Source organism: Erysipelatoclostridium sp. An173 (genome assembly GCF_002160495.1).
Taxonomy (GTDB): Bacteria; Bacillota_I; Bacilli_A; order Erysipelotrichales; family Coprobacillaceae; genus Thomasclavelia; species Thomasclavelia merdavium.
Map to the genome: position 1 here is coordinate 124,215 of NZ_NFKR01000003.1, position 15,857 is coordinate 140,071.

Consider the following 15,857-nt stretch of genomic DNA (forward strand, 5'->3'; position numbering starts at 1 on the left):
TATGAATCAAAATGAATGTTTAGTCTATCTTATCAAATATCTATGTAAAGAAAGAAATGTTGATATTGAAATGCCTGAGAGTCATGATGAACTTTTTCAGCTTTATCGTTCTTTAGTGAATATTCGCGAAGCTAAATCAATAGCACAAGAATTTTTGAAAGTTCAAGATCAAATGTTACAAGAAGAAAATAAAAATAAGGGCATTGTATCATTTGATGATGTAGAAGAAAATATTATTGTTTGGCAAGGAGATATTACTCGTTTAAAAGTTGGAGCAATTGTTAATGCAGCAAATAATCAAATGGAAGGTTGCTTTGTTCCTGGGCATCATTGTATTGACAATGCTATTCACAGTTATGCAGGGGTTCAATTAAGGAATGATTGTCATCAAATGATGCAAAGACAAGGTTTTTTAGAGCCAACCGGTAAAGCTAAAATAACTAAAGCTTATAATTTACCGTGTGATTATATTTTACACACCGTTGGACCAATTATTAGAGGTCATGTAAGTAAAAAAGATGAGCAGCTTTTAGCATCATGTTATGAAAGCTGTTTAAGATTAGCTAGTCAGTATCAGCTTAAAACAATTGCTTTTTGTTGCATCTCAACAGGTGTTTTCCATTTTCCTCAAGAATTAGCTGCTGAAATTGCTATTAAAACAGTTAAAGAATTTTTAAAAGATTCTTCAATAGAAAAAGTAATTTTTAATGTTTTTAAAGATGAAGATTATGCAATATATAATAAATTATTACAATAAAATAATTATTATTAATAAAAGTATCACAAATTAACGTGATACTTTTTAGCTATAAAATATATTAATTAAATCAGCATGCATCAAAGGTATACTTTTATAAATTATTGATATTTTACTTTTTCAGATTTTGAAATTAAAATATTTTTTATAAAAAATCAGTTGACTTGAAGTTAACTATAAATACTAAAATATATTTAAAGAAAGAAAAAAGGAGGCAATTTTAATGGAGTATATTATATTAAATAATGGTGTGAAAATGCCTAAATTAGGTTTTGGAACAATCAATCAGTTTGGTGATCAAATTATTGATAACGTTGCTTTTGCATTAAATAATGGTTATCAGCTTATTGATACCGCTAATAGATACGGCAATGAAGTAGAAGTTGGAAAGGGGTTAAAAAAATCAGGAAAAGCTCGTGAAGATTATTTCTTGGAAACAAAACTTGGACCAACACTATATGAAAATGATCAAGCAATTGATGACACTTTAAAAAGATTAGATGTTGACTATTTGGATTTAATGATTTTACATCATCCAGTTAACAACTATATTTATGCTTATAAAATGTTAGAAAAGGCATATAAAGAAGGTGAAATTAAAGCGATTGGTTTATCAAATTTCCCAGTAGAAAAAATTCAAGAAATATTAGATAACTGTGAAGTAGTACCAGCTGTTATGCAAGTAGAATGTCATCCTTATTATCCAGCAGAAGCTGTAAAAGAATTTTGTGATGAGCATAATATTGCTTTACAATCATGGTTCCCTTTAGGACATGGTAATAATGAAATGTTGAATGATGAAGTTTTTGTAAATTTAGCTAATAAATATCAAAAAACAACAGTACAAGTAATTTTAAGATGGCATACCCAAATGGGATTTGGATTAGTTCCAGGTAGCAAATCAACAGATCATATTAAAGAAAACGCTGAAATTTTTGATTTTACTTTAACTGATGAAGAAATGGCTTTAATTGCTACTGTTAATAAACATCAGCCATTTTACCAAGTTACTAAAGAATCATTACAAAAATTAGCAACTACAAAATGTAATTTTGAAGAATAATAATGAAGTGAGTGTAATGGAATATGTAACATTAAGTAATGGTATTAAAATGCCAATATTAGGATTTGGAGTTTTTAGAGTTCCAGATAAAAAAAATGTCAAGAATCTGTATATCAAGCTATTAAAGCAGGGTATCGTTTAATTGATACAGCTGCTTCATATACTAATGAAGATGCTGTTGGAAAAGCTGTTAAACAAGCTATTGATGAAGGTATTTGTAAACGAGAAGATTTATTTATTACTTCTAAATTATGGGTTCAAGATATGAAAGATTATGATGCAGCTAAAAAAGGAATCGATGCATCAATTGAAAAAAGTGGATTAGAATATATTGATTTATATTTATTACATCAAGCATTAGGTGATTATTTTTCTGCATGGCGTGCTTTTGAAGATGCCTATCGAGAAGGAAAATTAAAAGCTATTGGAGTATCAAATTTTTATCCTAATATTTTAACTAACTTTTGTGAAACTGTCGATATTAAACCAATGGTAAATCAGGTTGAATTACATCCATATTTCACTCAAGAATAAGCTTTAGAAACTATGAAATATTATGATGTTATTCCTGAAGCCTGGGCACCACTTGGTGGTGGACGTTATAATCCATTTGAAGATAAAATGCTTATAGAAATCGCTGAAAAGTATAATAAGTCAGTTGGACAGGTTTTATTACGCTGGAACATTCAAAGAGGAGTTGTAGTAATTCCTAAATCAACACATTTAGAAAGAATTAAAGAAAATATCGATGTTTTTGATTTTCAATTAAATGAAGATGAAATGAAAAAAATCTCTTCATTAGATATGGGTTATAGTGGTTCTCGTGCTAAACATTTTGAACCAGATTTCGTCAGAATGTGTTTATCTAGAAAAATTCATGATTAAAAGTATTTTAAAAAGCTGATTTTATATATTTAAAATAGGCTTTTTAATTCTAAGACAAAGATTTCCTTTTCTAGACATTTATATTAATATAACTTATACTTTTGATAGTGTTTTTTATTATTAAAACTATGCAAAAAATTTTATATATTGGGAAAGGAGATAATATAAAATGAATGAATTACTAATACTAATTGGAATCATAATAATTTTAATTTTAGTAATTATTATGTTTTATCAATTAACAAAAACAAATAAAAAAATGCAACAGCAACAATTAATGCTAATGCAAAAAGATGATACAATCAGTCAAATTACTACAATTCTTAATTCTCAAAACGAAACAATAAAGCTTTTAAATCAACAAAATCAAAAAAGCTTAGGAAATGATGAACGTTTTGGGGAACGATTAAAAAATATGAATGATAGTGTTCAAAGTTTATTAAAAGAATCTTCACTTTCTTTTCAAAAAGTAGCTGATATAGCTAACCGAATTAATGATATTAATGACATTATGATAAATAAAAAATCCCGTGGTAATTGGGGTGAATATCAGTTAAACAATCTATTAAGCGTTTATGCAGGTGACAATCAGGAAATATTTGAAACACAATATAAACTTAAAAATGGTTATATTGGTGATGTTGCTTTACATTTACCAGGTACAGATAAAATAATGATTATTGATTCTAAGTTTCCATTAGAAAATTATCAAAAGTTTATTGATGAAGATACTTTAGAAGGAGAACGCTTAAAATATGAAGCAGCATTTAGACAAGATATAAAAAAACATATCAATGATATTTCTAAAAAATATATCAGCAGTCAAACTGTTGAAAATGCAGTAATGTTTATTCCTAGTGAAGCTATTTATATGTATATATGTGGAAATTGTGCTAACTTAATTCAATATGCTCATAGTAAACATGTTTTAATTACTTGCCCGACAACATTAATAGGAGTAGTTTTTACATTGATTAATATTACTAAAGATTTTAATCGTAGCAAGCATATTAAAACTTTGGAAAAAGATATTGTGGCAATGTATGAAGATGTTACTAGATTAACAGAGCGTTTAGATAGTGTTGACCAAGCAATTATTAGAGCACAAAAATTATTTAAAGATGTTCGGATTTCTGCAGAAAAAATAGGTAAAAGAATTATAAAAATTCATGATGGATATGAACCTGAAACAACAGATGATAGTAATCAATAATTATAAATAAAACGTTTTAAGCCAGCGCAAGTATTAACTAACGCTGGCATTTTTAATCCAAAGATTTTTTGTACTCATTACCCCATTGTTCCATTACAGCAATAACTGGACGCATTGATTCACCTAGTTCACTTAAACTATACTCAACTCTAGGAGGTACTTCAGGGTAAGCTGTTCTAATGACAATACCATCATTAACCATTGATTTTAAAGTTGTTGTTAGTACTTTTTGTGAAATATCAGGTAAAGATTTTCGTAGTTCATTATAACGCTTTTTACCAGTTAATAGGTCGCGTAAAATAAGTAATTTCCATTTACTGCCGATCAATTGTACAGTAGTTGCTACTGGACATTCAGGCATATTTTCTTTTTTTAACATTGTTATTCTCCTACACACTAGATAATGCTATAACTCTCTAAAAGGATGTTAGCATCAAAATAATCTATATATATTATAATTGCTCTATAGATTTGATACAAGAATTATAAATTAAAACATAATAATCCCATTTCTGACCAAAAAGTGCCTACTTGTTAAAGAAGAAAAACCAAGTAAAATAATAATTGAAAATAAACATAAGAAAAGGGTGTAAGTGTGAAAAATATAAATTTAAATATGAATAATTTTGAACCGGTAAATACTAAAATAGAAAATATAAATATTGATAATGAACAAGTATTAAAAGTAGTTAAAGCTAAAAAGATTATGGAATTTGATGAAAATACTTATGCTAAACTGATAGATTCATCATTTCATAATGGAGTTATTGAAGTAAAGATGTTAAGCCGTCTTTTAAAAGATGCTCCTGATTTTGCACGAGGATTTATTGGAATTGCTTATAGAATTAATGAAGATGATTCTGCTTTTGAATCATTCTATCTTAGACCAACTAATGGTCGAATTGATGATCCAGTGAGAAAAAATCGCGGGTGTCAGTATTTTTCATATCCTAAATATACATTTGCTTATTTTAGAGATAAAAATATTACTGATTATGAAGGACCAGCTGATATTGGATTGGATGAATGGATCAGTTTAAAAGCGGTTATTGAAAATGAGCAGGCTAAATTTTATCTAAATGATAACAAGGAACCAGTTTTAGTTGTTGATAATATGAAACATGGGGTTGGAAAACATGGAGCAATTGGATTCTTTGTTGATATTGGAACAGAAGCATATTTTATGGATTTAAAAATAACATGTAGTGATTAAATGGATATTATTAATTATTTAAAAAATGTACGATTATCGTACATTTTTTAAATAAAGAGCTATTATGAGCATTTTGTTGCTTATAATAGTTTTTATAAAGTTTTTTCCATCATTATTTTCAATGGTGTTAAACCACATTTTTCATAAAATTTCATTGCAGATTCATTAAAACACCAAACATTCAAGGTAATATGATAACAATCATGTTCTTTAGCAAAGCTAACAACGTGTTCATATAGTTTAGTGCCAATATGTTGACCACGACAATTTTCATCAACACATAAATCATCAATGTATAAAGTTATTTTGTTACCATAATTGTTTTGAAAGATACAAAAAGCATATCCTAAAACTTTTTGCTTTTCATCGGTATAAACAAAAATAGGGCGACTATCATCATTGATGATTGCTAAAAGCTGCTCATCATTATATTTTTTACCCCCATGTTTAAATAAATCTGGTCTTCCATCAGCGTGAACATTATTCACTTGATACAAAAGATTATTAATTCCATTAATATCATTTTCTTGAGCTCTTCTTATCATAATCACACCTCACTTGAATTTATTATATAAAAAGACTAACATATTTACAAATCTTAATAAAAATATTAGTCAGTGATTCTATATTATTACTGTAATTTAAAAAGGATTTAATAATGATGAGATACAGCTTTAATTTTAATAATCAATCTAGTTGCTTATCTATTAATCAGTAGAATCGATGATATCTATTGAATTAAATAGACATATAGTTAGAAATTTTAATGGAGCAAATATTCTAGGATAAGTTTATGGTTTACAATTTTGTCTATTATTTGATAATGATGGTATAATTATACTAAGGAGGAATTATTATGGCCTTATTTGATAATTTAAGTAAGAAAGCAGTAAAGTTAACAGAAAAAACAATTGAGAAATCATCAGAATTGGCTGATACTGCTAAAACTAAGGTAAGTATAAAAAGTGCTGAAGCTGATATGGATGAACAATTCATTAAATTAGGAAAGATTTATTATAATATTATGTTAAAAGATAATGTCATTGATGAAGAAACTGCTGAAATTATTAAAGAAATTGAAAGATTACAAGAAAAAATTGATAATTTAAAACAAAATTTAAAAAATGATGAATAAGAACACTAATTTATAGTGTTCTTATTTTATGTTCCAACAATGATTTAGTGGACCACTGCCATGACCTAAATCTAAGTTATCTTTTAAAGCTCCAGTTAAATAAGCTTTTGCTTGTGTAACACTATCTTCAACACAATAGCCTAATGCTAAGTTTGATGCAATAGCAGAAGAAAGAGTACATCCTGTACCATGAGTATTAGGATTATCAATTTTATCTTCTTTTAACCATACTATATTTCCTTGGAAATAAAGCAAATCATCAGCACGATTTTCAAAATGACCACCTTTGATTAAAATATATCCTGAATACCACTCAGATATTTTCTTAGCAGCCTTTACCATATCATCTTTACTATTTATTTGAATATCAGTAAGTACTGTTGCTTCAGGAATATTTGGTGTAATGATCGTTGCAAGTGGAATAAGTTTTTCTTTTAAAATTTTTAATGCATTATCGGCAAGTAAACGTGAACCACTAGTTGCTACCATTACTGGATCAACCACTATTTTTAAATCAGGATGTTCACTTAATTTTTTTACTATCATTGCAATTAATTCAGGATTAGAAACCATCCCAATTTTAACAGCATCAGGATAAATATCATCAAAGATGCTATCCAATTGTTCACCTAGAAATTCTGGTGTAACATCTATAATATCGCTAACCCCCATAGTGTTTTGAGCAGTTAAAGCAGTAATTACACTCATTCCATAAACTTTATGAGCCATCATTGTTTTTAAATCAGCTTGGATCCCGGCGCCACCAGAGCAATCAGAACCGGCAATAGTTAAAACTTTTTTCATTTTAATCCCCCATTTCAGATATATTTTTAAAGTATTTATCACTTATAGTACAAATTTGAGCCCATTTATCTTGATTACTTGTATCATAAATAGCCCAGACAGTAAATCCTGCTTGCTTTGCTGATACAATTGCATGAAAGGCATCCTCAATTACAACACATTCATTTATTTTTAATTTTAACTGTTTAGCTGCAAACTGGTATATTTCACCACTTTGTTTATCTAAATCAGTTTGTTCAGTAGTAATAATTTTTGTAAATAATTTTGATAAAGAATATTTATCTAAAATTGTATTTGTAATTTCTAAGGTATTAGCAGTTAGCAAGCATAATTTCTTTTGTTCTTTTACACATTTAATTAAAAAATCTTTAGCACCAGGTTTTAATGTGGTTTCAGTTAAATAACGTTTTTTAAGCAATGTATTTATTTCCTGGTAGATTTGTTGATAAGATTTATTTAAAGAATATTCTTTGCTTATATATTTGATAGCTTGATTAATTGATAATGGTGCTAAAATTTTATCTAAATCATTTTTTGGAATAATATTTTTAGAAAGTAAATAACGACTACCTATATTATTCCAAATAAACATTGAATCAAGTAAAGTACCATCTAAATCAATTATATAACCTTTAATCATAAATAACCTGAGCTCGCTTTTTTAAATTTGAAGCGGCTTCACTAATATTAGTAGCTGCCATAATAGCTGATACAACAGCAATTCCTGCTAAATTGCAGTTTTTTAAAGACAAACAATTATCATAGTTGATACCACCAATAGCAACAACTGGGATATCAACATTTTTTGTTATTGCCTGTAGTTGTTCAATACTAAGATTAGTAGTATTATCTTTTGTGGTTGTCGAAAACATCGCTCCTGCTCCTAAGTAAGTTGCTCCCGCTTTTTTAGCAGCGATAGCTTCATCTAAATTATGGGCAGAAACTCCCAAAATTTTATCTGGACCAATTTTTTGACGAACCAAACTAGCTGGTAAATCATCTTGACCGATATGAATTCCATCACTATCAACAGCTAAAGCTACTTCTAAGTTATCGTTGATTATAAAAGGAACCTTATATTTGTTACAAACCTGTTTAACTTTTTTAGCTAATTCGATAAAAGAATCATTATCAATGTTTTTTTCACGAAGCTGCACCATGGTAACACCACCTAAAATTGCTTTTTCTACATCATCTTCTAGGTTTCGATTAGCTAGCCAGTGTCTATCGGTAACTAAATATAAGTTTAGTTGTTCTTTAGTAAAGTTCAATTTTTACACCTGCCTTTAATTTTGGAAAAGTAATTGTACTTAAAGCATCGATTAAATAAACTTTAAAACTGCCAGTACCTAAGTCTTGATTACGAATTTTTTGATCAGCAATTTCTCCACAATACCCCATTAAAGCAGTAGTGTAGGCTGTAGTTTCTAAAATGTCACTTTGACCTACCGCTACAAAAGCACCTAAGATAGCTGAAAGCATGCAGCCAGTACCGCTTATTTTAGCCATAGTTGAACAGCCATTTTTAATCACAAATGCTTTATTAGCATTAGCAACAATATCAATTTCTCCAGTAATTGCAATAATGGCGCCAGTTTCTTGACTAAACTTTTTAGCAAAACTAATAGTTTCATCTAGATTTGAATTAGTGACTAAGTCATTAATATTAGCATCAATGGCACTGCTAGCGGTAAAGTTTTTAGCTAAAGTTTTGATTTCTGAAATATTACCACGAATAACTGTAAAATTAATTTCACTCAATAATTTTTTAGCGGCTTCTTTTCTAAATGCACTAGCACCTACCCCAACAGGATCAAAAATAATAGGATGATTAAGATGATTAGCCATTTTTCCTGCTTTATCCATCGCGATTATTTTATTTTCATTAAGGGTACCAAGGTTGATAACTAATGAATTACTAATAGTTGTAATTTCCACAACTTCATTAGGATCATCAGCCATTATTGGACTGCCACCAGTTGCTAAAATTGCATTAGCACAGTCGTTAACAGTGACATAATTAGTAATACAATGAACAATGGGATTACGAAACTTTACTTCCTTCATTACATTCTCATACATTTTTTTACTCACTTTCAAATTAATATATTGGTTGTTTATATCATAGCATTTTATTGTTAGTTAGACAATTAAGTGATTATTACTATATTTTTTGTTAATAATCAAAAAGTATAGTTGCTTATAATTAAATTTTCTAGTATAATCTATTGGGTTGGCAAAAAACCTAGAATGGAGCGATTATAAATGAAAGATAGTTATGATGTCATAGTTGTTGGGGCTGGACCGGCAGGAATTATGGCTTGTTATGAATTATATTTAAAGCAGCCCGATTTAAGTGTGTTATTAGTTGATAAAGGACGCGATGTAATGGATAGACGTTGTCCGATTAAAGAAAAAAAGATCAAAGCGTGTCCAATAATTAAAGATAATGAACCAGGATGCTTACCAGCTTGTTCAATTACATCTGGTTTTGGTGGTGCTGGAGCTTATTCAGATGGAAAATTTAATATTACAAGTGAATTTGGTGGCTGGCTAACTGACTACCTTTCAACAGATGAAGTTGAAGATATTATTCATTATGTTGATGATTTATATTTACGCCATGGAGCTACTGAGGAAATTACTGATCCAACTACTGATAAAGTAAAAGAAATCGAACATCGTGGATATGCAGTAGGATTAAAATTATTGCGTGCTAAAGTTCGTCATTTAGGAACAGAAGAAAATTTAAGAATCATGACAGAAATGTCTAATGAGTTAAAGAAACATATCGATATGGCTTTTGCTACTGCAGTTAAAGAAGTGATTGTGGAAAATAATCAGGCTTCAGGAGTCATATTAGAAAATGGTCAAGAAATTAAAGCTAAGAAGATTGTTTTAGCACCTGGACGTGATGGTTCTGCCTGGTTAACAAAAGTTTTAAAACAACATGGAATCGAATTATACAATAACCAGGTTGATATTGGAGTTCGTGTTGAAACTAGTAATATAGTTATGAATGAAATTAATGAAAATTTATATGAAGGTAAATTCGTTTATAATGCTAGTGTGGGAACTCGAGTAAGAACATTCTGTTCAAACCCATCTGGTCATGTTGTTATTGAAAACCATAGTGGAACAATGTTAGCTAATGGACATGCTTATCATGATCCAAAATTAGGTAGCAAAAATACAAACTTTGCATTATTAGTTTCTCATACATTTAGTGAACCATTTAATGAACCAAATGAATTTGCTCATGAAGTAAGTCGTTTAGCTAATAAGTTATCTAATGGTTCTGTAATTGTTCAAAGATATGGTGATATTAAAAGAGGACGTCGTACTACTGAAAAACGTTTAAAAGAAGGTTATACAGTACCTACACTTGCTGAGGCTGTACCTGGAGATTTAGGATTAGTACTTCCTTATAATACTATGAAGTCAATTATTGAAATGATTGAAGCATTAGATAATGTTACTCCAGGAATTGCTAATGAGCATACATTATTATATGGAGTAGAAGCTAAATTCTATTCTGCAAGACCTAAAGTAAGAGAAGGTTTTGAATGTGAAATTGATAATTTATATGTTGCTGGTGATGGAGCTGGTTTAACTAGAGGATTAGCTCAAGCTGGTGCTAATGGTATTATTGTAGCACGTCATATTATTGATCATATTAAATAAGTCTTACACTTTTAGTAAGACTTTTTTTGTTTTACGATATTTATTGACAAGGATAATGATATTCTCTATACTTAATTCATACTAAAATAGTATGAATAGAGGTGGGAAGATGAGTTTTGAACTGTTAAAACAGTTAAGACATAACTTTAGAAATGGACGAATGTGTTGTTTTGTATAAATCTAAAAGAAAAATAAAAAAGGGGATATAATAATGAATAAAAAAGAATTAAGATTTGAAACAAAACAATTACATATTGGACAAGAAACACCTGACATTGCAACAGGTGCACGGGCTGTTCCGATTTATCAAACAACGTCATATGTTTTTAAAGATTGTAAACAGGCTGAAGAGCGCTTTAGTTTAAGTGATGCTGGTAATATTTATGGTCGCTTAACTAACAGTACTCAAGAGGTACTAGAAAATCGAATCGCTGCTTTAGAAGGAGGGGTTGGTGCATTAGCGGTAGCTTCTGGTGCTGCCGCAATAACTTATGCCTTAATATCTTTAACTAAAGCAGGTGATCATATAGTTGCCGCTAAACAAATCTATGGGGGCTCATATAATTTATTAGCACACACTTTAGTTAGTTATGGAATTACTACGACATTTGTTGATGGCGACGATCCAGAGAATTTTAAAAAAGCTTTAAAAGAAAATACTAAAGCAATTTTTATAGAAACCTTAGGTAATCCCAATTCTAGTTTGATCGATATTGAAGCCGTAGCTAAAATAGCTCATGATTTTAAAATACCATTAATTGTTGATAATACATTTGCATCGCCATATTTATTTAGACCAATTGAACATGGGTGTGATATTGTAGTTCATTCAGCAACTAAATTTATTGGTGGTCATGGTACGACCTTAGGTGGAATAATAGTTGATTCAGGTAATTTTGATTGGCGAGCTTCTGGTAAATTTCCACAATTAACAAAACCAGATGCTAGTTATCATAATGTAGTTTTTGATGAGGTTGCTGGCAATAAAGCCTATATTACAAGAATAAGAGCTATTTATCTACGTGATACTGGTGCTGCTATTTCCCCATTTAATGCATTTTTGTTATTACAGGGAGTAGAAACACTATCACTAAGAGTAGAGCGACATGTTGAAAATGCTTTAAAAATTGTAGATTATTTAAATAATCATCCATTAGTTGAAAAAGTAAATCATCCATCATTAAAAGATAGTTCATACAATCATTTATATAAGCGTTATTTTAAAAATGGTGCTGGTTCTATCTTTACTTTTGAAATTAAAGGTGGTGCTTTAGAAGCTAAGAAGTTTATTGATTCTTTAGAAATCTTTTCTTTACTAGCCAATGTCGCAGATGTAAAATCGCTAGTTATTCATCCTGCTAGTACAACTCATTCACAAATGAATGAACAAGAATTGTTGAATTCTGGAATTAAACCAAATACGATTAGATTATCAATTGGAACAGAACACATTTGTGATTTAATAGAAGATCTTGATAATGCTTTTAAACAAATTTAAATAATGAGTATAAAAAATTTATGTATGGTTATACTACTAATGTAGTTGCCAAAACCTTAAATTTCTATTGACTAAAAGCCACTATAAGTGGCTTTTATGTTACAATTAAATAGAAGGTGATTATATGGGCGAACTTAGAAAAATACCTTATGTTGGTAAAGCAACTGAAGCATCATTAAATTTAATTGGATATAATACAATTGAATCATTAAAAGGTGCTGATCCTGAAAAGATGTATCAAAAAGAATGTGAGTTACGGGATTTAGAAGTAGATCGTTGTCAGCTATATATGTATCGAATGGTTGTTTATTATGCTAATACCAAAAATCCTGATCCAGATAAATTAAAGTGGTGGTATTGGAAAGATTGATATTGACAAGCAAGATTAGATAAGTTAAGATTACAACGTATAAATAAAGGCGATGAATAGAGGAGTAATTGTATTTTGAAATTATAGAGAGTCTCGGTTGGTGGAAAGAGATAATGAATGGTACAATGAATAAAGACTAGGAGCCGTATCTAGGATGCTTAAATTGATTAGATAACGTGAGCCACGTTACAGGCAAGACTATTATTAGATAGTTGATGAGGTTAATAAGGTGACTTATTAACGAATTAGGGTGGTACCACGATAGCTTTCGTCCCTTGCGGATGGAAGCTTTTTATATTTTAGGAGGAGAAAATGGAAGAAAGAAAGTTTAGTGAACAAGAATTAGTTCGCCGCGAAAAGTTAAAAGAATTAGTAGAAAAAGGAATTGATCCATTTGGTCAAAGATTTGATGTAACAGCTTATTCAAAAGAAATTAAAGAAACATATGGTGATAAAACTCATGAAGAATTAGAAGAGTTAGCTATTGAAGTTAGCGTTGCTGGAAGAATTATGACTAAACGTCGTAAAGGTAAAGTATGTTTCATGCATATTCAAGATCGTGATGGACAAATCCAATTATATATCCGTAAGGATACTGTTGGTGAAGATGTATATGAAATCATCAAAAAAGGTGATATTGGAGACATTGTAGGTGTAAAAGGAACTGTATTCATGACTAATACAGGTGAATGTTCAATTAAAGTATCTAGCTATACTCACTTAACAAAAGCTTTACGCCCATTACCAGAAAAATATCATGGTTTAACTGATGTTGAAGAACGTTATCGTCGTCGCTATGTTGATTTAATTATGAATGAAGATGCTCGTAAAATCGCATTTACAAGACCTAAAATTATTCGTTCAATTCAACATTATTTAGATAGTAAAGGATATGTAGAAGTAGAAACACCAGTATTAAATCCTATTTTAGGTGGTGCAGCTGCTCGTCCATTTATCACTCATCACAATACATTAGATATGAACTATTATTTACGTATTGCTACTGAATTATCTTTAAAAAGATTAATTGTTGGTGGTATGGATGCTGTTTATGAAATTGGACGTTTATTTAGAAATGAAGGAATGGATAGAACACATAATCCAGAATTTACAACAATTGAAGTTTATAAAGCTTTCAGTGACTTAGAAGGAATGATGGATTTAACTGAAGGAATCATTTCTAATGCAGCTAATGAAGTTTGTGGTACATATGATATTGAATATAAAGGACATAAAATTTCTTTAGCTCCTGGATTTAAACGTATTTCTATGACAGAAGCAATAAAAGAAAAAACAGGAATTGATTTTGCAGGAGATATGACTTTTGAACAAGCTAAAGAATTAGCTAAAGAACATGGTATTGAAGTAGAACCACATTATGAATATGGTCATATCATTAATGAATTCTTTGAAAAATATGTAGAAGAAACAATTGTTGATCCAACATTTGTTTATGGACATCCAGTAGAAATTTCACCATTAGCAAGAAAAAATCCTGAAGATCCACGTTTTACACAACGTTTTGAATTATTTATCTGTGGTAATGAATATGCAAATGCTTTTAATGAATTAAATGATCCTGATGATCAATATGAAAGATTTGCAAATCAGTTAAAAGAAAAAGAACTTGGAAATGACGAAGCTAATGAAATGGATTTAGATTATGTAGAAGCTTTGGAATACGGATTACCACCAACAGGTGGAATGGGTATGGGTATTGATAGATTAGTTATGTTATTAACTGGTCAAGAATCAATCCAAGAAGTTATCTTGTTCCCACAAATGAAACCAAGAAATAAATAGTGATAAAATCAGGATAATTTGAATTATTTTAACCCAATAAATAATAAAAATAAAAAGCATAACTTAAACAATAATCATCTCTATAAACGAAATGATATTGAGTTTATTGTTATGCTTTTTTTATTTGACTCTCATAGCGAGATTTATGATACTGGCATACAAGTGGCATACACTATATTATAATTTATCAATATATTCAATTAAGTTCTTACGACTTTTTTCATAAATATGTGCATACGTACTTCGTAACATTTCTACACTATGCCCCAATCTATCAGCAATTAATAATTCAGAAATCACAGGATTTGACAATAAATAGCTTGCATGAGAATGTCTTAGTCCATGTACTGTTATTTTTTTAACTCCAGATTTTTTTACATCTGCATTAAACCATCTTCTAAGTGTAGCTATAGAGATATAGGTTTGATCCTTATATAAATAATAGTCTTCATTAAATCCATCCTGTTGAGAAACAACAATATATCACCTTTTTAATTTTTCTACCAGTCTATCTGGTAATTGAATAGTTCTATTTGAACGTGAAGTTTTAGGTGATGTTATTTGTGATGTAATCGCACTTAATGATTTAGATATTCTTAATTTATTATTAATAAGATCGACATCTTTCCATTGTAAAGCACAGAATTCACCAATACGTAAACCAGTAAGAAACATAAATTCATAAATATCCCTTTTATATTCATCTTCAACGCTATTAATAAATTTGTGATATTCATCTATCTCCCAAAAGTTTTCTTCACCAGATTGCCTTTTTATAATCTTATTTGGATCTTTAGGTGGTTTAACTTTATGACATGGATTCTTTTGTAACCAGTCATGATCAACAGCATATGTGAATAAACCTGACAGGTGTAGTAAAATATTACGTGTAGATGATTCGCCATAAATTCTCCCATCATATCCATTTTGTGAAATAGCATTAATCCAACGTGTAATTTCTAATGTTGTAATATCATCAATATAACGATTACCAAAACTAGGTGATATAACATATGTTTCAAATCTCTTATAAGCCTTGAGAGTAGATAATTTAATATGATTGGGAGCATCTTTATGATACTCCACAATCAGATCATTTAATTTTATACGAGTTGGTAAAATATTATTATATTGTTTCAAAAATTCTGCTTCCGCTAATTTTGCTGCTTTTTTACTTTTAAATCCCCTACGTTTATAATTCTTTCTTTTTCCATTTTCATCTTTCGGTAGTTTTCCATAGAATGACCATGTTCCATTACTTTCTTTTTGTTGAGCCATTACATTGCTCCTACAACAGCATTATGATAATTCTTTCTATTGATGTGCTGATTTCAGTTTTAAATAATTCAATTGTTCCAGTACATCATTAGTCATTGTCATAAATTATATTCTCCAGTTCTTTTAATATTATTTGATTGCTTTCTTTAACTGC

General features: G+C 29.4%; 15 protein-coding genes, 2 pseudogenes and 1 other annotated feature. Of the genes and pseudogenes, 10 read left to right on the top strand and 7 right to left on the bottom strand.

Going from position 1 to position 15,857, the window contains the following annotated elements; all coding sequences use genetic code 11:
* Position 1: 1 nt before the first annotated feature.
* The 4 genes and pseudogenes from B5F09_RS02365 to B5F09_RS02380 all read left to right on the top strand — a co-directional run bounded on the left by B5F09_RS02365 (position 2) and on the right by B5F09_RS02380 (position 3,918).
* Positions 2-757, top strand: coding sequence for a protein-ADP-ribose hydrolase (locus B5F09_RS02365; RefSeq protein ID WP_087371193.1), 756 nt, complete (start codon positions 2-4; stop codon positions 755-757).
* A gap of 223 nt (positions 758-980) precedes the next feature.
* Positions 981-1,820 (top strand): aldo/keto reductase, encoded by an 840-nt coding sequence (locus B5F09_RS02370; protein ID WP_087371196.1) that lies wholly within the window; start codon positions 981-983, stop codon positions 1,818-1,820.
* Positions 1,821-1,836: 16 nt separating this feature from the next.
* Positions 1,837-2,705 (top strand): annotated as a pseudogene (locus B5F09_RS15400) (aldo/keto reductase).
* A 169-nt stretch (positions 2,706-2,874) separates the two neighbouring features.
* On the top strand, positions 2,875-3,918 hold the full coding sequence (locus tag B5F09_RS02380) for a DNA recombination protein RmuC (RefSeq protein WP_087371199.1): 1,044 nt from the start codon (positions 2,875-2,877) through the stop codon (positions 3,916-3,918).
* Positions 3,919-3,970: 52 nt separating this feature from the next.
* On the opposite strand, the gene B5F09_RS02385 is transcribed toward B5F09_RS02380, so the two are convergent.
* Positions 3,971-4,297, bottom strand: coding sequence for a helix-turn-helix domain-containing protein (locus B5F09_RS02385; protein ID WP_087371202.1), 327 nt, complete (start codon positions 4,295-4,297; stop codon positions 3,971-3,973).
* Between the two features lie 216 nt (positions 4,298-4,513).
* On the opposite strand from B5F09_RS02385, the gene B5F09_RS02390 reads away from it, so the two are divergent.
* On the top strand, positions 4,514-5,131 hold the full coding sequence (locus B5F09_RS02390; protein WP_239404215.1) for a hypothetical protein: 618 nt from the start codon (positions 4,514-4,516) through the stop codon (positions 5,129-5,131).
* Positions 5,132-5,223: 92 nt separating this feature from the next.
* On the opposite strand, the gene B5F09_RS02395 is transcribed toward B5F09_RS02390, so the two are convergent.
* The gene (locus tag B5F09_RS02395; RefSeq protein WP_239404217.1) at positions 5,224-5,676 is read right to left on the bottom strand and encodes an N-acetyltransferase; all 453 of its coding nucleotides are present in this window, start codon (positions 5,674-5,676) and stop codon (positions 5,224-5,226) included.
* Between the two features lie 311 nt (positions 5,677-5,987).
* On the opposite strand from B5F09_RS02395, the gene B5F09_RS02400 reads away from it, so the two are divergent.
* Complete coding sequence (locus B5F09_RS02400) at positions 5,988-6,266, top strand: hypothetical protein (RefSeq protein WP_087371205.1); 279 nt, start codon at positions 5,988-5,990, stop codon at positions 6,264-6,266.
* Positions 6,267-6,287: 21 nt separating this feature from the next.
* On the opposite strand, the gene thiD is transcribed toward B5F09_RS02400, so the two are convergent.
* Genes thiD through thiM form a run of 4 tightly spaced genes read right to left on the bottom strand, consistent with a single transcriptional unit; the run spans position 6,288 to position 9,137 of the window.
* On the bottom strand, positions 6,288-7,070 hold the full coding sequence (gene thiD / locus B5F09_RS02405) for a bifunctional hydroxymethylpyrimidine kinase/phosphomethylpyrimidine kinase (protein ID WP_087371208.1): 783 nt from the start codon (positions 7,068-7,070) through the stop codon (positions 6,288-6,290).
* A gap of 1 nt (position 7,071) precedes the next feature.
* Positions 7,072-7,710, bottom strand: coding sequence for an HAD family phosphatase (locus B5F09_RS02410; protein ID WP_087371212.1), 639 nt, complete (start codon positions 7,708-7,710; stop codon positions 7,072-7,074).
* Complete coding sequence (thiE, locus tag B5F09_RS02415; protein WP_087371215.1) at positions 7,703-8,341, bottom strand: thiamine phosphate synthase; 639 nt, start codon at positions 8,339-8,341, stop codon at positions 7,703-7,705. Before thiE ends, B5F09_RS02410 begins: the two co-directional genes overlap by 8 nt.
* Positions 8,328-9,137 (bottom strand): hydroxyethylthiazole kinase, encoded by an 810-nt coding sequence (gene thiM, locus B5F09_RS02420; protein ID WP_239404219.1) that lies wholly within the window; start codon positions 9,135-9,137, stop codon positions 8,328-8,330. Before thiM ends, thiE begins: the two co-directional genes overlap by 14 nt.
* A 198-nt stretch (positions 9,138-9,335) precedes the next feature.
* Between thiM and B5F09_RS02425 the strand changes: the two genes are divergently transcribed.
* The 4 genes from B5F09_RS02425 (at position 9,336) to lysS (ending at position 14,425) form a co-directional block, all read left to right on the top strand.
* Positions 9,336-10,754 carry an NAD(P)/FAD-dependent oxidoreductase gene (locus B5F09_RS02425; RefSeq protein WP_087371220.1) on the top strand — a complete coding sequence of 473 codons (1,419 nt, stop codon included), beginning with the start codon at positions 9,336-9,338 and terminating at the stop codon, positions 10,752-10,754.
* A gap of 211 nt (positions 10,755-10,965) precedes the next feature.
* Positions 10,966-12,252 (top strand): O-acetylhomoserine aminocarboxypropyltransferase/cysteine synthase family protein, encoded by a 1,287-nt coding sequence (locus B5F09_RS02430; RefSeq protein WP_087371223.1) that lies wholly within the window; start codon positions 10,966-10,968, stop codon positions 12,250-12,252.
* A gap of 124 nt (positions 12,253-12,376) precedes the next feature.
* Positions 12,377-12,622, top strand: a complete 246-nt coding sequence (locus B5F09_RS02435; RefSeq protein WP_087299669.1) for a helix-hairpin-helix domain-containing protein — start codon at positions 12,377-12,379, stop codon at positions 12,620-12,622.
* Positions 12,623-12,665: 43 nt separating this feature from the next.
* Positions 12,666-12,901 (top strand) — a binding site (T-box leader).
* Between the two features lie 33 nt (positions 12,902-12,934).
* Positions 12,935-14,425: a lysine--tRNA ligase gene (gene lysS, locus B5F09_RS02440; RefSeq protein WP_087371226.1), complete on the top strand. Its 1,491-nt coding sequence runs from the start codon at positions 12,935-12,937 to the stop codon at positions 14,423-14,425.
* Positions 14,426-14,602: 177 nt separating this feature from the next.
* Here the strand turns inward: lysS and B5F09_RS02450 are convergent.
* A pseudogene (locus tag B5F09_RS02450) lies at positions 14,603-15,703 on the bottom strand (tyrosine-type recombinase/integrase).
* Positions 15,704-15,857 lie beyond the last annotated feature (154 nt).